General features: G+C 66.1%; 20 protein-coding genes. 16 read left to right on the top strand and 4 right to left on the bottom strand.

Annotated features, from left to right (window positions below):
* The first annotated feature begins 1,400 nt into the window (after nt 1-1,400).
* The 5 genes from ACRWK7_RS06205 (at nt 1,401) to ACRWK7_RS06185 (ending at nt 4,917) form a co-directional block, all read left to right on the top strand.
* Nucleotides 1,401-1,784, top strand: a complete 384-nt coding sequence (locus tag ACRWK7_RS06205; RefSeq protein ID WP_431855328.1) for a hypothetical protein — start codon at nt 1,401-1,403, stop codon at nt 1,782-1,784.
* Nucleotides 1,765-3,246 (top strand): hypothetical protein, encoded by a 1,482-nt coding sequence (locus ACRWK7_RS06200; protein WP_431855327.1) that lies wholly within the window; start codon nt 1,765-1,767, stop codon nt 3,244-3,246. The genes ACRWK7_RS06205 and ACRWK7_RS06200 overlap by 20 nt, the downstream gene beginning before the upstream one ends.
* A 21-nt stretch (nt 3,247-3,267) precedes the next feature.
* The gene (locus ACRWK7_RS06195) at nt 3,268-3,492 is read left to right on the top strand and encodes a hypothetical protein (protein WP_431855326.1); all 225 of its coding nucleotides are present in this window, start codon (nt 3,268-3,270) and stop codon (nt 3,490-3,492) included.
* Entirely contained in the window at nt 3,471-3,734 is a 264-nt protein-coding gene (locus ACRWK7_RS06190; RefSeq protein WP_431855325.1) for a hypothetical protein, read from the top strand. The genes ACRWK7_RS06195 and ACRWK7_RS06190 overlap by 22 nt, the downstream gene beginning before the upstream one ends.
* Nucleotides 3,735-3,861: 127 nt before the next feature.
* Nucleotides 3,862-4,917 (top strand): hypothetical protein, encoded by a 1,056-nt coding sequence (locus ACRWK7_RS06185; protein ID WP_431855324.1) that lies wholly within the window; start codon nt 3,862-3,864, stop codon nt 4,915-4,917.
* 67 nt (nt 4,918-4,984) lie between these two features.
* Here ACRWK7_RS06185 and ACRWK7_RS06180 read toward each other — a convergent pair whose 3' ends face one another.
* Entirely contained in the window at nt 4,985-5,767 is a 783-nt protein-coding gene (locus ACRWK7_RS06180) for a hypothetical protein (RefSeq protein ID WP_431855323.1), read from the bottom strand.
* A complete protein-coding gene (locus ACRWK7_RS06175; RefSeq protein ID WP_431855321.1) occupies nt 5,731-7,329 on the bottom strand; it encodes a tyrosine-type recombinase/integrase in 1,599 nt (532 codons plus the stop codon). The genes ACRWK7_RS06180 and ACRWK7_RS06175 overlap by 37 nt, the downstream gene beginning before the upstream one ends.
* A 647-nt stretch (nt 7,330-7,976) precedes the next feature.
* Here ACRWK7_RS06175 and ACRWK7_RS06170 point away from each other — a divergent pair.
* From ACRWK7_RS06170 to ACRWK7_RS06125, 10 genes are all read left to right on the top strand, one after another.
* The gene (locus ACRWK7_RS06170; protein WP_431855320.1) at nt 7,977-9,305 is read left to right on the top strand and encodes a tyrosine-type recombinase/integrase; all 1,329 of its coding nucleotides are present in this window, start codon (nt 7,977-7,979) and stop codon (nt 9,303-9,305) included.
* 122 nt (nt 9,306-9,427) lie between these two features.
* Entirely contained in the window at nt 9,428-10,690 is a 1,263-nt protein-coding gene (locus ACRWK7_RS06165) for a hypothetical protein (protein ID WP_431855319.1), read from the top strand.
* Nucleotides 10,691-10,838: 148 nt separating this feature from the next.
* Nucleotides 10,839-11,105 (top strand): hypothetical protein, encoded by a 267-nt coding sequence (locus tag ACRWK7_RS06160; RefSeq protein WP_431855318.1) that lies wholly within the window; start codon nt 10,839-10,841, stop codon nt 11,103-11,105.
* 49 nt (nt 11,106-11,154) lie between these two features.
* Complete coding sequence (locus tag ACRWK7_RS06155; RefSeq protein WP_431855317.1) at nt 11,155-11,322, top strand: hypothetical protein; 168 nt, start codon at nt 11,155-11,157, stop codon at nt 11,320-11,322.
* Nucleotides 11,319-11,534, top strand: a complete 216-nt coding sequence (locus ACRWK7_RS06150) for a hypothetical protein (protein WP_431855316.1) — start codon at nt 11,319-11,321, stop codon at nt 11,532-11,534. Before ACRWK7_RS06155 ends, ACRWK7_RS06150 begins: the two co-directional genes overlap by 4 nt.
* Nucleotides 11,531-12,940 carry a replicative DNA helicase gene (gene dnaB, locus ACRWK7_RS06145; protein WP_431855315.1) on the top strand — a complete coding sequence of 470 codons (1,410 nt, stop codon included), beginning with the start codon at nt 11,531-11,533 and terminating at the stop codon, nt 12,938-12,940. The genes ACRWK7_RS06150 and dnaB overlap by 4 nt, the downstream gene beginning before the upstream one ends.
* The gene (locus ACRWK7_RS06140) at nt 12,937-13,779 is read left to right on the top strand and encodes a hypothetical protein (RefSeq protein WP_431855314.1); all 843 of its coding nucleotides are present in this window, start codon (nt 12,937-12,939) and stop codon (nt 13,777-13,779) included. Before dnaB ends, ACRWK7_RS06140 begins: the two co-directional genes overlap by 4 nt.
* Nucleotides 13,776-14,744 (top strand): hypothetical protein, encoded by a 969-nt coding sequence (locus ACRWK7_RS06135; protein ID WP_431855313.1) that lies wholly within the window; start codon nt 13,776-13,778, stop codon nt 14,742-14,744. The genes ACRWK7_RS06140 and ACRWK7_RS06135 overlap by 4 nt, the downstream gene beginning before the upstream one ends.
* A gap of 276 nt (nt 14,745-15,020) precedes the next feature.
* Nucleotides 15,021-15,371, top strand: coding sequence for a hypothetical protein (locus ACRWK7_RS06130; RefSeq protein WP_431855312.1), 351 nt, complete (start codon nt 15,021-15,023; stop codon nt 15,369-15,371).
* A 14-nt stretch (nt 15,372-15,385) separates the two neighbouring features.
* Nucleotides 15,386-15,880: a hypothetical protein gene (locus ACRWK7_RS06125; protein ID WP_431855311.1), complete on the top strand. Its 495-nt coding sequence runs from the start codon at nt 15,386-15,388 to the stop codon at nt 15,878-15,880.
* Between the two features lie 455 nt (nt 15,881-16,335).
* On the opposite strand, the gene ACRWK7_RS06120 is transcribed toward ACRWK7_RS06125, so the two are convergent.
* On the bottom strand, nt 16,336-16,782 hold the full coding sequence (locus ACRWK7_RS06120) for a DUF5681 domain-containing protein (protein WP_431855310.1): 447 nt from the start codon (nt 16,780-16,782) through the stop codon (nt 16,336-16,338).
* Between the two features lie 638 nt (nt 16,783-17,420).
* Between ACRWK7_RS06120 and ACRWK7_RS06115 the strand changes: the two genes are divergently transcribed.
* A complete protein-coding gene (locus ACRWK7_RS06115) occupies nt 17,421-18,332 on the top strand; it encodes a hypothetical protein (RefSeq protein ID WP_431855309.1) in 912 nt (303 codons plus the stop codon).
* 38 nt (nt 18,333-18,370) lie between these two features.
* Here the strand turns inward: ACRWK7_RS06115 and ACRWK7_RS06110 are convergent, their stop codons facing one another.
* The gene (locus tag ACRWK7_RS06110) at nt 18,371-19,129 is read right to left on the bottom strand and encodes an SHOCT domain-containing protein (RefSeq protein WP_431855308.1); all 759 of its coding nucleotides are present in this window, start codon (nt 19,127-19,129) and stop codon (nt 18,371-18,373) included.
* Nucleotides 19,130-19,187 lie beyond the last annotated feature (58 nt).

The following is a 19,187-nucleotide window of genomic DNA, read 5'->3' as shown; positions in this document are numbered from 1 at the left end:
GCTCGGGGGTATGCCGCTTCCGACGGGCCATTCCTTCCTCCTCCTGAGTGCCCAGCCTTCACATAGGGGCTGGAGCGGGTTCAGGGGGGCAGGTCAAGACCGACACAGTCCAACTGACACAGCGGAACACACCGATCGACACAGAGCACGACACAGCTCTGATCCTCTGTGCGTCATCCTGTTTTCTAAAGAAAAACAGATAGATGGGCACAAAAACACAGCCATTGGACGCCTGTGCTGGGTGTGTGCCGCCATATGTGTCGACACACACCCAGCACAGGCATAACACGAGGGTTGATGCGGTTTTTCGGCGCAATTGTGCCGCAAAACAGCGGAATTTGGCTCTCCGACGAGAGGGCCCTGTTCTGCCAAAAATGGAGCCGATTTTCTCCACCCGGTAACACAGCCGCGGCGTTGTAACCTCATTCGGTAACACATTGCCTCGTAATGTATTGAAAATATTCAGATCGTCGCGTAGCTGATGAACGAGATAGAGCTGGATGTATCCTTAAATAACTTGCGTTACCAGCGCCATATAACTCCTTGAAAGTACAATGGGTTAGCCGAAGTCGAGAAGCAGCCACCGCGCGGGGGTTCCCTCCGGAGAAAAAAGCGTGTTACCGGCGGCCTCGCGGGCAGCGCCGTGCCGACCGGCGCCAGCTTGGTGCTCGATGCCCGCGAAGCGCGTCTACTGGGCCCAATGACCGCATGGCCGTGCAGAATGGCCAAAGCTGCGGAGAAGACGGGGCGGCCACCTACTGCGAGTTGCCCCCCAGAGTCTCTCTCGGGCGCTTTCCACAAGGCGATGCTCTCTCCCCAAGCAATTAGCAGAACCCGCATTTTAGGTACCCGACAGCATCAAGCAAAAAAGAGAACGACACCTCATAAGCTCCTGCTGATGCGTTCTGCCTCGTCACCAGCCGTATCGCGTTAGTGCTCGTGCCGTACGGATGAACATGATCCAGTCCGGCGTTCAACGCGATTCCGGCACACAGCTGGGAAAGTCCTCACCACAGGGCGGTGAGGACTTTCGCGATCCTGACAATCCGCAGCGAGCACCGGCGGTATTGCGCCAGCGGCGCGGGTTCGCGGTCCGCCAAACGCCGGCTCCGCCAAGCGTCACCTGTCTGGATGTAGCATCTTTGTAGAACCTGAGCTTACCGGTGGCACCTTCTTCGCCAGTGCGCCTGATATTACTCGGAACCCCGCGAACGGCTTGGCGGAAATGTGCGGTCATGAATACCCGGACCGTGGCGGCTGGCTTGCCCGCATTAGGCGGCTCAGCTTACTCTCGTTTCTGCTGTAGTCTTGGCAGATCGTGTAACGTGCTTCGCGATGGGGGAGCTTATGTTCCAGGTCAGCGGCGATGGGCCGCATCAGCACGAGGGAACTCCTCCACCATGCACGTCACCAAACACGCCAGCAGACGTCTCCAGCAGCGCGGGGTCCCCGGACCCCGCCTGGAACGTCACATCGAATTCGCCGACCGAGTGGTGCCCGTTGGCGACGGCTCCGTCTGCCTCACCGTGAGCCGCGAAGGCTTGGCTGAGCTGGTCGCCGCAGGGGTCAACCGGCAAGAGTTGGAGCGGCTGCGCCGACTGGCGGTGGTGATCGCCGCCGACGGCGCGGTGCGCACCGTCATGCACCTGCAGCCCGCCGCGGTCGTCGGTACTGCGGTTCTGGCTCGCGGGGCCGTCCCGGTTCCCGTCGCTCCAATTGCCCCCGTCCTGGCCAGCAGCGCCGCCGTCCGTAAGGATCTTCGTCATGAGCAACGACACCCATAAGCAACCGGCCGACACCTCGGCGGTGGGGCCGACGCAGAAGCAGGCGAGCCTCACCGAGCGCGAGGCCCAAGTCGATCGTGGTCTCGCCGACGAGGCCCGCGCCATTCTCAAGCACGAGAAGGTCAAGGCTCTCCAGTCCCGCGAGCGTCTTGCCCGCAACCTTGCCGTTCTCATCGATACGGCCAAGCAGCATGGGGCCAAGCCGGGCGAAATCGTACAGCGGGCCGGCATCCGAAACACGGCGTCATCGGCCGTCCTGTCAAAGTACGTGGTCCGCGGCGAGACAACGCCAGCCATCCTTGGTGATCTCAGCCAGCAGGCTTGGCAATACCTCCGATTGGCCGAAGCCGCCGCCCAACTCGGCCGCTTCGACACCGATCGCGCCGTGCTCGACCTGGTGGACGGCACCAGCCTCGACCCGCGGGTGCGCACGACGCCGGCACCGGAGGAGAACGTCTCCGACTGGCTCTACGACCTGATCCGCGAGGCTGTCGGCAGCATCTCCCGCGAGTACGATCTGATGGCGTGCTTCGCCGACATGCGCCGGCATGGTGTTGAATACTACGACGATCGCTGGACCTACAGCGACAGTCATCAGCCGCGCCACGAGACAACCACTTGGCCATCGGTGCCGCTGTTCATCCAGATCTTCGACCGTGTCCGCGGTACGATGCGTCGCCGCGGCCGTGACTGGGAGCCGGCGGAGATCGCATTCGGCAAGCACGTCACCCTGGCAATCGGCGTGTCGCACCGGAACGAAGTGCCCGAGCCCTACCTGCTCCGCTTTCCCTACGTTCTGGTCATGGCGGCCAACAACATGCACGCCCGTTTGAACCGCGGGCCTGCGGTCGTTGGCACGCTGCTCAACATGAGCCTCAACATGCCGGACGTGTCCTCAGGCTATCCGGACTACCCAAATGGACACAACTGGGCCAAACGCGACCTCGAATACCGGATCGCCCCCGAACGCCCCCTGGATCTCCAGGGATTCAAGCCCGATCCCCGGTACAGCCTGGACTGGTACGATCTCGAGGAGATCGAGCGCCTGACCCGCAGCGGGCTGGGGGCCCTGATGGCGGCGCCGGCCGACATCCTCACGCGGGAGGGTCTGGACGCCATCGTCCAGGACTTCAGACCGGGATACATCGCGGCCGATGAGGGCACTATCGGCGCCCTGCTGGAGGCGGCGGTCAACCTTCCGCTGGAGGACGGGTTCTTCAGCCGCCCCAAGGACCGCTCGACGTTCCTGGACCGGCTTGCCGTCAGCGCCCAAGAGATCTCCACGTCGTTTCGGGCTTGGCTGGATGCCGAGAAGAAGGCCAACCAGGACCAGAAGCGCCAGCTGCTCGCGCGCTGGAGCGCCAGCGTGCCAAAACCCGCTGTGCCGGAAGCCCCGTCCATCGTGCCAGAATCCGACATCACGCAGGACGCCAACGTCCCGCCGGCCGATGCGTCGACCTGAGGGCCCGAAGGAACCTCGACCATGACCCGCAAGTCACCCATCACGCTGGGGACGGAGACCTTCCCCACCCAGGCCGCCGCCGTCGAGCGGTTGCGCGGCATCCTCAACAGCGCCGTGCCCGGCGCGACGATCGCCGGCACCGACGCGGCACTGCTGCACGCCGTGCTGGCGGCCGAGTGCGCTGTGCCGCAATGGGCGCGAGGATCAGCCCCAGTGAGGCGCACGTGGACCACGCACCGCCGATGACTTTCCAGGTGCTGGTCGAAACGTTCCTGTCGGCCAACAGCATCGCGATCAAGCCAAGCATGATGGACGCGCCCGCCGACGGCCAGACGCGCACGCGCTTCGTGGACAAGGCCATCGAAGCGCAGTGGTGTGGCTACCATCACCGGAGCGCGCGGCTGCGTGTGGTGGCCGCCGACGCCAACCTTGCGCAGAGCACCCGTCACCGTCTACGCGCGAAGGACCGGCAGCTGGTGCTCCGCTGATGACGGCAGGATCGGGACGGTTGAGGCATGCGGCATGGCCGTTCCAAATGATGCCGTAGCGAGTAACATGGGCAATTGAACCGCACACCCTCCCCAGTGTCCGCCACATTCCCCGAGGAGCACGCAGTTGACCACGGCTCTCGCACCAGCGCCAGTTCCCGTGGCGCCATTGGCTCCGTTGGGGCACAACCGGAGCTACTGGCAGATCGCTGCCGGCTCTGAGGGCCGGACCTACGCCGACGCCTTCCTCCGTTTCGGGATGGCGTTCGTCGGTGGTCAGGGGCACTGCCGGACGATGACGGAGGTCCAGCCTGGCGACGTCGTGATCTTGAAGCGCGGGATGTCCGAGATCCTGGCCGTCGGGGAGGTCGTGGCGCGGAACGGTCAGCATTCCGGGATTGGTGACAAGGCTTGGCTGTGCGACTTCGACGGCTGGAACCTGGAGGCGTACTGCCATGTCAACTGGCGCGTCCCGACCCAGCCGGTACCGGTGAGCGGTCTGACACGGACGACGATCCAGCGTGTCCACCAGCGCACCATCCGGGATGTTGCCGACCAGATCCTCTCAAGCGCCCCGAAGGCGCCGCCGCCGGTCCCAGAGCCCGGTCCCACCAAGGACGTTGAGGACACGACGATCCTGCGCTTTCTGATTCGCAGTGGGCTGCGCCCCGGCGCGGCCGAAGAACTGACGGTCGCCCTTAACCGCATCCGCCTTCTGGCCAGCTACTACTACGACAATCTCGATTGGGCGCAGGTCCGAGAGCACGAGACGAGGACGTTTCTGATCGTACCGCTGCTCCTGGCTCTCGGATGGGCCGAGCAACAGATCAAGATTGAACTGCCGGTGCCAGGGACCGGGCGCGCGGATCTCGCGTGCTTCCTGCGCCCGTTTCGGGGCAACGGGCAGGACGAATGCGCGCTCATCATCGAGACGAAGGGCTTCAGCCAGGGTCTCGACTACGCGCCCGAGCAGGCCCGAGGCTACGCAAGGCAGTTCCCGTCATGCCGGGTGGTGCTTGTGTCGAACGGCTACTGCTACAAAGCCTACACACGCGACGAGGAAGGGATGTTTGGAACGACCCCCGCCGCGTACCTCAACCTGCTGCAGCCGCAGGACCGATACCCGCTTGACCCAGGCAACGTGAATGGCGGCTTGGAGGTGCTCAGCCTCCTGCTGCCCTAGCGAGGGCACGGCGAGGCCGTCGGCTCGTCAGCGCGACAATCCGAGCGCGGCCCACACTGCACCCGCGTCACATGTCTTCGACGCCCCAGCTCTGGTAATCGGCCTTCTTGCGCCGCGCTGCCACGTCCTCGGCGTGCCACTCCTGCTTCTCCATTGCCACTTGCAGCAGCTTGGGCGGAAGCGGCCGCGGTCGCCAACGAAGCGGGCGAACCTGACCAGTCTGCGGAACGCGCCAGATTGCGCTCTCATCGAGCCAGGACCAATCTCGCGCGTTCGGCACGGTGTGTAGGCCGAAATTCTGATACAGCAGCGCCAGCGACAGAAACTCTTCGATATCCGCGTAGGTCGCGTGGACCAGGTCACCGATGATGGCGTCCGCGGTCGCCGCCGGATCCATTCCAACCGTGGCGTTGTTGCGCGCGACCGTCGACAGGAAGGTGTCGGCGAAGGCCGCGCAGAGATGCGCGGCGTGGCCATGCTCGCGCCACGCCGTCCAGAGGGCTTTGGCGCTGCTCGGCACGTGCGGCAGGTCGAACTCCGTCAGGATGCTGATCGCCTTGCCAACGCTGCTGCCGCCCCGCAACACCGAGCGGTGATGGACATGCATGCGCAACAGCAGGGTCATGATCAAGCCGGCGGCGAACGACTTGCCGAAGCGCTGGTGGCGCAGCATGTTGAGCGCCGCGCGCGACGGCGCGTCCGCCACGCCGAGGAACCCACCCTTCTCCTGAAACCAGGTCGCGATGGTCGCCTGGTCGATCTCCCGGCCGATCCGCGCGTCGATGTCGGACCACGGATGTTTGCTCCAGAGCGTCAGCGGCCGGCCAGCCTCCTCGACAAGGCCGCGCATGGTGGTGGCCAGGACGATGTGAAAGTCGCGCCGCGCCCGCTCATCCCTAGCGGTCCCCCAGCGTTCGGCCGTGCTGCGCCCGCGCATCGACCGCTTGCGCGCCGTGCGGGACCAAGTGATGCAGGAGATGACCCAGATCTGCGCCCACAAGCGCCCGCCGGGTGTGTCGAGGTCGTCAACGGGAAGAAAAGGCACGAAGCTCTCCAGGCGAGGCGCACGCGTGGGGTGAGGGTCGGCGACATCACGGCCGCGGTCGTCCATAGCGTGCGCCCGCCGCGCGCACAATGCGGTAGCGCCGGCGCACCGCGCTGCGGTCCGCCGGCGCCCCGCGGCCGCGGAACCGCGACGCTGTGGAAGCGGCGCGCACGCGCCCCCGTGCGGCACCCAGCCGAGGGGGCGCCCTCCGCCGCCCGCGCGGCGAGCTCCGCCGCATCGACGTTGTAGTATCGCCGCAGGCTTTTCAGGTCCTTATGACCGGTGACGCGCATCAAATCGAGGGGGTTGGGAAACCGGCGCGCCAGACGGGTCGTCGCCTCATGCCGCAGGTCGTGGTAGCGCAGATCAGCGACGCCCAAGGCCTGCACCAGACGACGGAAACGGACGGTGAAGGCCTTGGGGTCGGTCGGGAAGACGCGGTCCTTGGCGCCACCACGCGGGAGGTGCCGCAGGATCTCCAGGGCCTCGGGCATCAGGGGCCGCACCTCGACGCGCTCGCCACCCTTGGTGCCCCGGCGGTGCCGGCCATACACGCGCACGGTCCGCCGCTCCTCGTCGAGGTCCTCCCAGATCAGGGCGGTTGATTCCCCCAGCCGCATGCCCTGCGCGATGCCCCAGCGGATCAGCGGGGCGTCCCAGCGATGACGGGAGCGTTCCGCCGCGGCGACGAGCCGCGCCTCCTCGTCACCGACCAAACACCGCTCGCGCTTGCGGTCGGCGAAGCGGGGCCGGCGAACCACGCCCGCGGTCGCGGGGTTGCTCGCTATGTTGATGCCCCACTCCCGCATCGCGTGGCCGATGATGGTGGCGAGCAGGTTGAGCCGGCGCACGATCGTGCCCTTCGCGTAGCCGGCGCGCGCCATGCGGTCACGAAACGCCGCAACATGCGTCTTCTGCAGGTTGGCCATGGTGACCCGGCACACCGGATCCGCGAGGACCGTCGGCAGATGCCCGGTCCGCTCCTCGATGGCGCCCAGCTTCTCCGATCCGTCGCCAAGCTGCTCGGTCGCGTAGCGTTTGAGAATCTCCCCCAGGGTGGTCCGTTCCGCCTCCCGGCGGTCCTGGAACACGCCGCGGCGATGGTCGACCTCGACCGCCTTGAGCCAGTCCTCCGCGTCGCGCGCGGTGGCGAAGGTCCGGCCGAAGCGCACCCCGTCGAGCACCTTGCGCGCCCGGTATTGCCCGTCGCCGCGGCGCTGAACGCCGGACGGCAACGACTCCGGGGCGATCGGCGTGGGTCGTTCGGCGCGGGCCGCCGGTCCCGCGCCGCGTGGCGCGGGCCGCGTCACCACCACCTCGGGTGCGGGCGTCGGCCCGGCTCCGGACGGCTTGCCTATAGTCTTCATGACGCTCTCCTGTCCGCATCACTCCAAAAGGCCCCGCATCCGTTGGGGCGGTGACCGCTAGCGCCATGGCGCCCGGGCCGCCGGCCGCCATGGCGTGACCGGTGGTCCGGTTGCTCGGGGGCGGCGGGGTGGGATCGGGGCGCCGGTGATGCGTCGACGCTCCGGATCGGGCACGGGCCGGGGCGCAGCGTGCGCGCTGCGCCCGCGTGGCGCGAGACCTGGCGCGGTGCGGGGAAGTCCTGTCCACCGAGGGGTGAGGGGTTTGCGCGGCGGCGCGGGACGGCGCGCGGGCGCCGGGCGCGGAGCCTCGCGCCGGACCACGCGCACGGTAGTTGCGCGCGCCGAGACGGACGCGCAAACGCGTCGAGCGGCATCGCCGCTGGGCGTGCCGCTTGATTATCCGTCGATGTCGGAGGTCGGGCCGTCCGTGGACCAAAACCACGGAGGAAGTGGCGTCCCCAAGGGGATTCGAACCCCTGTCGCCGCCGTGAAAGGGTCACTACGCCATATTCTTGCCACATCCGGAGACGGCGAGGGATGGCTGTACCCGTTACAAACCCTATAGTTCGTGAAGTGTTCCATCCCCCATTGTCCCCGAACTTCCCCAACTGTATATTGGGGAAGAGTTGGGGAAGTTGGGGAAGCCGATGGCCCGCACGGTTCAAGACGCCAACCTCGGCACGCGCGCCGCGCGGGCCAAGCTGGCGGTGGCGAAGAAGCCCTATTACCGCCAGATCGATCCAGGCCGGCATCTCGGCTACTACAAGGGCGCCCGCGGCGGCTCCTGGACCGCTCGCCGCTTCCTCGGCGCCGGGAAGTACGAGGAGGCCAAGCTTGGCACCGCGGACGATATCCGGGATGCCGACGGCGTCGAGGTGTTGAGCTTCGCCCAGGCGCAGGCCAAGGCGCGTGAGTGGTTCGAGCGGCGGGCGCGTGAGGAGAAGGAGGCGGCCGAACGCGCCGCACGGCAAGCGGCCGGCGAACCAGACCCTGCCCTGCCCTACACGGTCCAACGGTGCATGGCCGACTACCTGGACGACTACCGGCACCGCGGAGGAAAGTCGGCCAAGGAGACCGAGACCCGCATCAACGCGCTGATCTTGCCGCAACTCGGCGACCTTGAGGTGAAGCGACTGACCGCCAAGAAGCTGAAGGAGTGGCTGGACGGTGTCGCCGCCGCCCCGCCGCGCCTGCGCACGAAGAAGACCGCCACGGAGCAGAAAGCGCGCAAGATCGACACCAACGACCCCGAAGCGATCCGCCGTCGCCGGGCCACCGCCAACCGGACCCTTAACGTCCTGAAGGCCGCGCTGAACCATGCGTGGCAGCACTCCGACGAGACGGGCGTGACCTCGGACGAGGCGTGGCGGAAGGTGAAGCCGTACCGCGAGGCCGATGCGGCGCGCGTCCGTTATCTCGCCCGCGCCGAGTGCACCAGGCTAGTGAACGCCAGCCCTCCGGATTTCCGCAAGCTGGTGCAGGCCGCCCTGCTGACCGGCGCGCGCTACAGTGAGTTGGCCGCGCTGCAGGCCGCCGACTTCAACCCCGACGCCGGCACGGTGCTGGTGCGCGCCTCCAAGGCCGGGAAGGCGCGCCACATCGAGCTGACCGACGAGGGCGTGAAGTTCTTCAAGACAGCGGTGGCCGGCAAGGCCGGTGACGAGCCGATCCTGACCCGCGAGAACGGCACGCGCTGGCGCCGCGACTACCAGCAGCGACCGATCCGGGAAGCCTGCACGGCCGGCAAGATCAAACCGGCGGCATCGTTCCACATCCTCCGCCACACCTATGCCTCGCTGATGGTCATGGACGGGGTGCCACTGATGGTCGTTGCCAAGAACCTCGGGCACGCGGACACTCGCATGGTCGAGAAGCACTATGGCCACCTATCGCGCTCCTACATCCGCGACAGCATCCGAGCCTTCACGCCGCTCGGCATCGTGGAGGAGACGAAGGTGTCCAGCCTGAACCGTTGAACGCTGCCCGCGACGGCGGGCACATGATGTCGGCGCGGCTACCTGGACGCAGGGAACCGGAGGCACCGCACCTTCCCCGCCGCGCCGATCCCACCTTGCGGAGCGACCGAGCGGAGGCGCGCGTGTCCAAAGATGAGCCAGTAACTACAGCCGTCCTGCATGACCGATGGAGCAGGCAGGACGCTTGTGCCTACATCGCGTGGGGAGGCTGCAACACCGCAACCGAGGACCAGCGCCGCTATATGGCCAATCCTGATTTTCGGCGGTCCGGTCTGGTTACATTCACTCTACCCACCTTCCCACGCACTATCCGGGAGGCCGCAGCCGCCGTCTACAAGACAGATCCCCCCTCAGAAGCGATCAAGGCTGCAGAACGCGCGTACGCCGACGCCGCCCGAGATCTGGACAATTCCCTGATCAGGGGAGAACTACGCGCCATGGGGCGCCCGGAGGACGATACCACCGCAACGCTTGAAACCATCCCCTCGGAAGTCTGGCTGACTGCTGCCGTTGATGCGCGAGACCCCGGCCATATCATCGCCGGCCGGCGCGAATGGTTCGGCGTTCACCTCAGCCCTTCGTCCGTCATGGAGCGATGGCCCCTTTGCACCCGGCCAAGCGGACGCGCTTTTGAGTACCCGAGTGGGGACACTGAAGAGGATGCACTTCCCCTCGAATACGCTTGGCGCCTCGCCGCGACGCCCGAAGCCCTCGCCTACATTGATGCGCGGTTCACCGACGCAGCGACAACTGCCTTGGGCGAACTGACCACCCCTGACGGAATTGGCGCGAAACCCATGCCAGCTACGCTTTCAGCGCCGGCACGCGCGCACCGTGACGCCGTGCTCCGAGAACGGTACCGGACCATAATCGAGTTGCAACGCCGTGCTCTCGGCATGCTCCGCTCTGGTGAACTGCTGTCCGCGTGCACAGGCGCCATGGGCGCCGCGCTCCCCGGCCCCATCGAGCGCGCGACATGGCGCGGGCTCACGGTTCCAAACCTGCCTAGAAATACCGCTGTAGCCGACGACGGGGCCACATATCGCAACGTGACCGTTTGGCGCAACGAAACGTCTGGCACCCAACAGCCCCATGCCGGGTCAGCCTCGTCTTCGAGCACAGATCCCGATGCAGGTAATGGCTCTGGGCATCACGCACACCAAAACGTAGACCTAACCGGACTTTCGGTTCGCACGGCGGGAAACCCCGGAGGAGGACGAGACGACGATGCAATCCTAGCTATCCTGGCCGAATGGCCACGTGGCGAGCCTGTCAACAAGTCAGAAATCGCACGTCAGGTTGGGGGAGAAAGGGCGTCAGAAGGCCGATTGCAGTCGCTGCGGCGACGGATCAACGTGTTGATGAAGCGGTCCCTTGAGGCCTGACTATCCCGTATTGGAGCATGTGTACCAATACATGCTCCAATAAGATGCCCAATAGTTGGCAAATATCATGCTCACCATTTCATAGGGCTCACTGTCTCCATCACCAACATCCCCCGCCGTCTACGGGGACAAGATGGAGATGCGGCATATGAAGCACAACGCCCTGTCATCGGCGTCCACCGCCACGCTGACCGCTCAGCCGGTTATCACCCCTTTTCCCCGCGACAGCGTTATCGAACCCATCGCCGTCCGCGTCCCGGTCGCTGTCCAAGTCTCCGGTTTGTCGCGCTCTGGCCTGTACCGGGGCATCCAAGCCGGCGCTATCCAGATCCGTAAGCAGGGCAAGACTACCCTCGTCTTGTTCGATAGCTTGAAGGCCTACGTGCACGGCCTCCCCACCACGGAGGCTGCGTAAGCTCATGGCCAGGAAAATGCCATACCGCCGGGGGGTCGGAGCCCCGGCGGTGGCGGTGATCTTCGGGCAGCGAGTGGAACAGGCCGAAGATACCGAAATTCATCCGTTGTCGCAACATATCGCAATTCGGATGCTACGCCAGCGGTTTGGCTTCTCAGTGTCAACCGCGCGCATGGTCGCCGAGTTGGCCGGCATCGGCGCGGTTGGTATGGCATGACCGGGACAATCATTCGCCCCACCTTCGGCGCCCGGCCGATCCACCGCACGCCACCCCGGAAGCCGACGCCATTGCAACTCCTCTTCGGCATTGTGGAAGACCTGTACGCCTACGTGGACGCACTGCCGCGCCACCAGCAGGCCGAGGCACGCCGCATCGCCAACCGCCTGGAGGACATTGCCGAGACGATCAACACGAGGGCGCCGCGATGACCCCGCACGACCTTCCCCACAACGAGCAGATCGAGCAGGCGTTGTTAGGCTGCCTTCTGTTCAGCCCCGGCGCGATCAACCGGGTGATCGGCAAGGTGAGCCCGGAGGACTTCCACGACCCTGACCACGGCGCGGTGTTCGCCGTGGCGCTGGAACTCGCCGAGGCCGGCAAGCCGGTCAATTATCTGACCGTCGTGGATGCGTTGAGCGACGCTCCGGTGTTCGCTCCGGACGGGGGTCCGCGCAAGTATCTGGTGAGCCTTCACGAAGCGTATGTGACGGCTTCGGAGGCCCCGCACTATGCCCAGCGCGTCCGGGAACTGCGCCACCGCCGGCAGCTTGTCGAGTTCGCCGCCTGGCTCAGCGCGGAAGCCCGCCGCACCGACCTGGACGCCAGCGCTACGGCAATCGTGGCCCAGGCCGAGGGAGCGCTTGCCGAGATCCTGGAGGCCGGCAGCAGCCACCGCAAGGCCGCCGACCTGAAGGCCACCCTAGCCGCCGCGTGGGACACGATCCAGCGCGCCCAGGCCGCGGTTAACGGTGTCTCTGGGGTTGCCACCGGCCTAGCCGACCTGGACCGGCTCACCGGCGGGTTGCAGCCGGCCGACCTCATCATTCTTGCCGGACGCCCGTCCATGGGCAAAACGGCGCTGGCGCTGACGATGACCGTCAACGCCGCGTCGCAGGGACACGAGACCCGGTTCCAGTCGCTCGAAATGAGCCGCGCGCAGCTCGGGTTGCGCCTCTACGCCCGCCGCACCGGCATCAGCATGCAGGACCAGCGCCGTCCCCTGCACCCGTCGCAGCTCGCCGAACTGGAGGCCGCCCAGCAGCACTATGCGGGATTGCGCCTGACGGTGGACGACGAAGGCGGGTTGACCGCTGGGCAGATCCGCGCCCGCGCTCGCGCCCACAAGCGGAAGCATGGGCTTGGTCTGCTGACGGTCGATTACCTCGGCTTGGTGTCTCCGTCCGGCGCGACCGCGAACAAGGTGCATCAGGTCGAGGAGGTGACGAAGGCACTCAAGGAGACCGCCAAGGAACTGGAAATCCCGGTCCTGCTGCTGTGCCAGCTCTCGCGCGCCGTGGAGTCGCGGGAGGACAAGCGCCCCCAACTCTCGGACCTGCGCGACAGCGGCGCCATCGAGCAGGATGCGGACGTGGTGATGTTCGTTTATCGGCCCGAATACTACCTGGAACGCAGCGAGCCCCAGCGCCGGCCGGACGAGGCGGTTGGCAAGTTCAACGACCGATACAGCGCGTGGGAGGCCCAGCGCGACGCCGCCCGCAACGTCGGCGAGGTGATCGTTGCGAAGAACCGTCAAGGCGAGATCGGTACCGCCCGACTGTTCTTCGACGGGCGCCGCCAGACGTTCGAGAACCTGGACCGGAGGACCGGCGCATGAGCGTGTCGGTGCTGGAAAAGGTGTGGAACAGCCCCCGCGAGATAGAAGGGTTGACCAAGTACGTGCTCGCCAGGTTGGCATGCTTTGCCAGCGACGACGGCACCGGGATCTATCCGACCATCGGGCGAGTAGCGACTGACTGCGGCATCGGTGTGAGGACGGTTCGCAACTCCTTCCGCGACCTGGAGGCCGTGGGTGTGCTGGTGAAGGTGGCTGATGAGGACCCAGGCCGCCACCGTGCGCGTGAGTACCGCATAGACCTTAAAGCGCTTTCCACCCCCGGCACCACGTGCCGCCCGGCACAGCACGCCGCCCGGCACACCATGCCGGGAACCCCGGCACCGCGTGCCGCCACCCCCCGGCACCACGTGCCGCCAAATAGTAATAAACAATCGTCAGGGAATAGTGAGGGTAAACATGGGCTGTTCGGCGATAGCGTGGTGATCCCGCTTGAGACGAAGAAGCGCGCAGCCAAGCCCAAGGCAGAAGCGGCCGACATCGAGGCGGAGTTTCAGGTGTGGTATGCGCAGGCCCCTCGCAAGGAAGCCCCTGCGGCCGCCCGCACCGCCTACCTGAAGGCCCGCAAGAAGGCGAGTGCCGCCGATCTGCTGGCCGGCATCATGCGCTACGCCGCCCGTGTCGAGACGGAGGGAACGCCCCGCCAATACATCAAGAAGCCGAACAACTGGCTTCGGGACGAGTGCTGGCTTGACGACGCCGGCCCCACCCATGCCGCGCCGCGCCATTACCCCACCGGCAAGCCGAACGTGATGGACGCCGCCGCCAAGGTCTTCTCCGACGACCCCGCCGCCGCTCATTTCCGGGAGATGTTCAAGTGAACGCCATTGCCGTTGCGGCGCCGCGCGCCGTCGCCACCCGCTCCGATCTTCTGACCGTCACCAGGAAGCACGAAGCCGACTTGCTGGCCTTCTCCGAGACCGGCCGTGAGCCTGCGCACCTAATCCCCACCGCGACCCTCGCCGTGATCCAGGAAGAGATTACGACCGCCCTTGCGGCGCCCAGCGCCGCCGAGCGCGAAGCGCAGTCGGAGGTTATGGCACTCGTAGGCTCGTACCCTACCGCCCCAGCCAACCCGGCAATCTACTTGGCAGCGCTGAACGGCGAGGCGTGCAACTGGCCCGCTGACGTGCTCCGCGAAGCCCGGCGCATTGTGTCCCGCCGTTGCCGCTTCCTCCCCACCGTGGCCGAACTCGCCACCGCGTGCGAAGAGGTTGAGGGGGGGCGCCGTACGTTGCTCAAGGCCGCTCACCAGCTGGAACGGCTGGCGGCAGAGCGCGAGCGGGAGGAAGCCGCCCACCGCTACGCCGATGAGGTGCGCCAACTCAACCGCGCTGCTCTGGACGCCAAGCTGTCGGAGCGGTACGGCGTCAAGGCTCCGCCGGCTGGCAGCTACGACGCCGCCGCGCTGGCGGTAAGCTTCTGCCTCACCCCCGACGAACTCCCCGCGTGGGCAGCGGCCCTATGGAACGGCGAGGCATGGGCCGCGGTGAGCGCGCGGCGTGCCGTGATCTTCCGCCGTGCTTGGGCGTGCCAGAACCGGCCCCGCGGTAAAGCCACCATGACCATGGGCGACCTCCACGAGGTGTCGCGGTGCCTCGCCAACGGCTACGAGGACGCCGCCGAGGAGCTGACCTCCCGCGGTGAGCGGGGCGAACTCGACATGGATGCGCGCGGTTGGCCGGTCGGTGGATGGGATGCGGTTCGTTCCATGATGCGGACAGCGTTCGACAGTACCAAGTGCCACGCCGCTGCGGTGGCGGAGGGGATGAGCCATGCAGGCTGACACCCTCACCTCCCCGGAGTCCTTCGGCCCGTGGGCGCCGGGCCTGGACCCTGCCGAACGGCTGGCGCGGCTGCGAGCGCTCCGTGCATTCAGCCAATGCTTCGCCGGGGCGAAACACCCCTTCACCCGCGCACTAGCAGCGGCCGAGGCGGACGCCAGCGGAGAGGCCGACCGCCGGGCATGGGCTGAACTGGTCGCGATCCCATCTCGAAACCGCCGGAACATCCTTTCCTGCCTCGCCCGCCTACAGGCCGATACCCCGAGGAGTTCAGCAGCATGACCACCGTACCCGCAGTCGTTGCGGATTTGCGCCGCCGCCTGGAGGAGGAGCGCAGCGCCATCATTGGCGAGATCGCGCTAGGCGATCACCTCGCGCCGGGTTTCCTCCGCATCCTCGCTGACGTTCAGACCGGCATTGACGCCATCGACGCCGACCGGATCGACCAGCCCGACCCGACGCAGGCCCGGCTCCGGGTGCGTGACGTGGACGGCGAGCCGCTGGCGCTCGGGATCTTCGCCCAGAACGGCGACGCGACCGCGGTTGAACTGTCCCCGCTCCGCGCTCTCAACCTCGCCGGAGACCTCATTGCGGCAGCGCGCCGACGCATGACCTGGGCGACGAACTAAGGGATCGAAAAACGATGACTCACGCCAACCTCGGCACAGCTCAGCACCTCCACTGCCTGCGCCTCTACGTCGCCGCTCAACTGGCGCTGCGCGGCGGCCCCTGGACCGTCGCCGACGTGCGAGGCGATATTGAGCGGTACGCCCCTTTGCTTGCCGCCACGTTTGCACCGAAGTTCGGGCCTCTGATCATGCCATTGGGGCCGGAGGTAGTAGATACCACCGCAGCCGAAGCCATCGCCGAAGCCCAGCAATACCGAGATGCCGGCACACCTACCCTCATCCCGTTTGAAGAGGCCGCCAACACTTACGCTCGCATGGTGCGCGGACTGTCGGAGCCGGCCACGGTTGCGGCAATGCGCATCTACAGCATTCGGCTTGCCGAAAAGCTCACCAAGCAAGGTGTCCCGGCAGATACGGCGCGGACGTGGGTGGCAGCGATCCTGTTCCGCGGGCACATTCTCGGGCAAGCAATGGACGCCAGGGGCTCCTACCAGATTGGACATGCCTAGGAAGCGCGGTGTACGGCCGCCGCCTTCACGCGCGTACTGGTCGCGGAACTCTCCGGCTGTCGCGTTCAGCCGAGCCCTGCCGCTATCGCCGCAGCTTCCCAGGCTCGCAACGACGCCTCATCCATACGCCTGTCCGTGTCGGTGTAGCCGGCCGGCGGGCTCGTCAGCCGCTCCAGAGCGAAAAGGCTCTCTTCCGCGGTCGGAACAGTCGTGTGTGCCGCCTCCAGCTTTGCAAGCCGCTCCCGAAGCCTCATGACGCAGCACCTCCCTGCACAGCCACGCTATGCGCGTGGCAGCCAGGGCGCGGGCGCCCCATCCCCTGCAAATCTCCGATATGGACGCGGAGCTGATCCTGCGAGAGTAGGACGGTTCCGCCCGCTCCATCAGACCACTCGGTGAGATCACCAGCGCGCCCGCGCTGCCCTTCAAGCCGGCTCAACCGACCCAGCATGTTCCTATGCATTGTCCGTCCTCGCTTCCAACGCGGCCAAGCGCCGCTCCAATTCTGTGGTTTCCAGGGTCCGCCGGAAGGTCTCGACCATGCCGGCCAGTGCCGACCCTTCCGTTGGCGTGAGATCACCAGCGGCGACGGCAGCCACGAGCGCCGCCATCGCCTTCGCTGCGTCCTCTGCGGCGTTCATCACTGGCATCTGGAAGGCCACGGGCCGCTCCTTTCGTGGCGGCAGCACCCGCTCCAGCACTAGGCGTAGCGCCACGCTGTCGCCTTCCTTCGCCATGTCGATGGCCTTCCGAGTGATCATCTCCGCCTCACCGTCAAGCAGCGCCTCAGCAGCCAGCGTCGCCTTGTGACGGGTGCCTTTGGGCTTGCCAGCCGGGTTGCCCGATTGGCCTTTCTGGAATGGGCGTCCACGCTGCTTCCCGGCTGATTTTTCAGCAGCCATCAGCGCCCCCGCACCCGACGCTTCAGGACCGACACGTCGTCTTCCAGACGCGCCATCCGCTCAGCCAGATCCCCACCGCCGGGCGCCAATGCCGCCGCGTTCGCAATGACCGCGACCAACCATGAGCCCACAGGCATGCGTGCCGCCCGGGCCGCTGCCGTCGCACGCTGACGCGCCAGCGGAGACACCCCGCGCACTGTCCAGCGATCACTATCAGGCATCGTCACAGTCCATTGTCCGACATACGTCAGACATTATGCCCAACAGTCACCGTATGCGCAATCAAGACGCGCCGCAACAACCGCGTATTTTCAGCATTTCTAGGAAAAGTGACGATATCTTTTCTCACAGGTCTGGTATCCGTCGGCAGACAAAATACATCACAGCACCGTTATTCAAACAATTCCGTTCAGTTCCGCCATTTATCAAGAAGCAGTTACTTTTCAAGCACGAATAACCATGGTATAATTTAGCGAACTCCGCCTGATTGACGGGCGATTGTCCGCTGACCGGAAGGGAATGCCGCGATGGGCTTCATGCAACCGCACTCCGACTTGGCCGCTCTTATGGGAGCCGACCCTCAGAGCATGCCATACATGGGGCCTACAGCTGCTTCGACTGGAGCCGAGGCGCAGGGCATGTACGGAAGCGATCTTGCTGCGCTGTTCGGGGCGGGGGCGGAGCAACAGCCGGATATGCGCGCGTTCGCGCAGATCCTCCAGGCGCTCGGCCAGCAGAACAGCATGGGCGGCCAAGATACCATCCTGGCGCACATCAACCCGCAGGAATATCGGATGCTGCTGGAGGCCGGCGGCAGCGGCAGACCAGATCCGGTAACGGGGCTACCGCACTTCGACGATGGCGGTGAAGGAGGAGAAGGGGGCGCGGGCGGAGAAAGCGACGGCGGCGATGGCGACGGCGACAACTCCGGCGGCATGGCTGGCGTTGGCAGCGCCAACGCGGCGACGGGCACGGCGAACGCCGGCAACACGACGGGCGCCAACGCCGACTACGGCGGCGGCTGGGGCATGGGCGACCCTGGTGTAGGCAGCATGAGCGCCAACGCCGCCATCGGCTTGAATGCCCCCACGACCGAAGCGCGCGATGGGGTCTACGGCAGCATGGGGCCGCAGACGGCAGGCAGCTTGGCGGCCTTCCTCACCGATCCGAAGCAGGCCCTTACCGTCACTCTGGCCAACAAGTTCGACGGTAGGAACTTCGCCTCTACGGTGCTCGGCGCCATCAACCCGGCGCTCGGCCTAGTGGCCACCCATGGCCCGGCAGTCGCGGCAACGCTTGGTGGCTGGCTCACCAGTGGCCTTGAGGCGATGACAGGCGAGCAAGCGTCAAACGATGCCCCAGCTGGTGGCGCCGACCAGGGGTCCCCATCGGGTGGAGGGGACTCTTCCCTGTTTGATACCCTCAACCGCACGCTTCGTCTGCGCACTCCGGCGGCGCCCTTACCGCCGTCTCCTCCGGGGCGCCCCATGATTGATGAACTGAAGCAGTTGTTCGGAGCGGGATCAGTCAGCGGGGGCAAGTTCCCCTAACGGCGCCAGAGTGGGCAAGCCGTCCGCCCTTCAATCCGTCACAGTTTGTCCAGGATCTCCTTGCGCTTCGCCTCGTACTCGGCCGACGTGATCAGCTTGCGTTCGTGAAGATCCTTCAGGGCGGTCAGGCGCTGGTCGATGGACGGCGACAGGGTGGCGCTGGCGGGGGCGACGACCGACGGCTGAGGAGTCTTGGGCGCTTTGGGAGGCGGAGGGGTAAAGGGCCTCAGCTCGGCGCTGGTGGTCCGCGCCACGTCGTAGCTCATGCTCTCCAGCAGCCGCACGGCGTCTTCCTGCTTCAATCGGTTCGCGCATGCATAGCCGCTGACCATTCTGCGGAAACCTGGCGCCCAGCCCGCCGGCGCGTCATACCCGACGAACGCGATGCAGGGGCGGCTGTCCATTTGGAAGTTCGCGAAGCTGTACGGCTTCTCGCCGGCCGTCATCCGATAGGGTCGCGACCAGTTGCTCGCGCCATCGGCTATGGTCTTGCTCATGCTCGCGACGTTCTGCGGGTCTCGCTGGGTCAGGTACGTACCCGGCGACGCCTCCGAGTAGACGATGACCGCATCCCCTCCGGGGATCTGGAACGGGTGCACGTACCCGTGCCCAGCCGTGTCGATGCCGCCGAATGTTGCGCGGTAGCACTGCTCGTAGCTCGGAGTGTAGGCGTTCGACCAACTGCTCTTGATTGGCGAAGCCGAGCAGTCGAACGAGTAGATATCGCCCGGTGTGTAGCCCGCACCTTGGCATCCGGCCAGCACAACAAGTGCCGTAACAGCCAAGATGCACCGCATCGCCACCTCCGCCATTCACCCACACAGCGCTGATGCGTAAAGCCGCGCACCAGCGCAG

It is taken from the genome of Azospirillum sp. (assembly GCF_050789165.1).
Note: the sequence above shows the minus strand (reverse complement) of the source record. Positions and strands in the feature narration are given on the sequence as shown.

Excerpts from the sequence above, each read along its gene's own strand:
- ACRWK7_RS06175 (WP_431855321.1), bottom strand. The coding sequence starts at position 7,329 with ATGAAGACTATAGGCAAGCCGTCCGGAGCCGGGCCGACGCCCGCACCC.
- ACRWK7_RS06195 (WP_431855326.1), top strand. The coding sequence starts at position 3,268 with ATGACCCGCAAGTCACCCATCACGCTGGGGACGGAGACCTTCCCCACC.
- ACRWK7_RS06140 (WP_431855314.1), top strand. The coding sequence starts at position 12,937 with ATGAGCGTGTCGGTGCTGGAAAAGGTGTGGAACAGCCCCCGCGAGATA.
- ACRWK7_RS06160 (WP_431855318.1), top strand. The coding sequence starts at position 10,839 with ATGAAGCACAACGCCCTGTCATCGGCGTCCACCGCCACGCTGACCGCT.
- ACRWK7_RS06120 (WP_431855310.1), bottom strand. The coding sequence starts at position 16,782 with ATGGCTGCTGAAAAATCAGCCGGGAAGCAGCGTGGACGCCCATTCCAG.
- ACRWK7_RS06200 (WP_431855327.1), top strand. The coding sequence starts at position 1,765 with ATGAGCAACGACACCCATAAGCAACCGGCCGACACCTCGGCGGTGGGG.
- ACRWK7_RS06150 (WP_431855316.1), top strand. The coding sequence starts at position 11,319 with ATGACCGGGACAATCATTCGCCCCACCTTCGGCGCCCGGCCGATCCAC.
- ACRWK7_RS06110 (WP_431855308.1), bottom strand. The coding sequence starts at position 19,129 with ATGCGGTGCATCTTGGCTGTTACGGCACTTGTTGTGCTGGCCGGATGC.
- dnaB (WP_431855315.1), top strand. The coding sequence starts at position 11,531 with ATGACCCCGCACGACCTTCCCCACAACGAGCAGATCGAGCAGGCGTTG.
- ACRWK7_RS06115 (WP_431855309.1), top strand. The coding sequence starts at position 17,421 with ATGTACGGAAGCGATCTTGCTGCGCTGTTCGGGGCGGGGGCGGAGCAA.
- ACRWK7_RS06180 (WP_431855323.1), bottom strand. The coding sequence starts at position 5,767 with ATGCGCGGCCTTGTCGAGGAGGCTGGCCGGCCGCTGACGCTCTGGAGC.
- ACRWK7_RS06170 (WP_431855320.1), top strand. The coding sequence starts at position 7,977 with ATGGCCCGCACGGTTCAAGACGCCAACCTCGGCACGCGCGCCGCGCGG.
- ACRWK7_RS06130 (WP_431855312.1), top strand. The coding sequence starts at position 15,021 with ATGACCACCGTACCCGCAGTCGTTGCGGATTTGCGCCGCCGCCTGGAG.
- ACRWK7_RS06205 (WP_431855328.1), top strand. The coding sequence starts at position 1,401 with ATGCACGTCACCAAACACGCCAGCAGACGTCTCCAGCAGCGCGGGGTC.
- ACRWK7_RS06125 (WP_431855311.1), top strand. The coding sequence starts at position 15,386 with ATGACTCACGCCAACCTCGGCACAGCTCAGCACCTCCACTGCCTGCGC.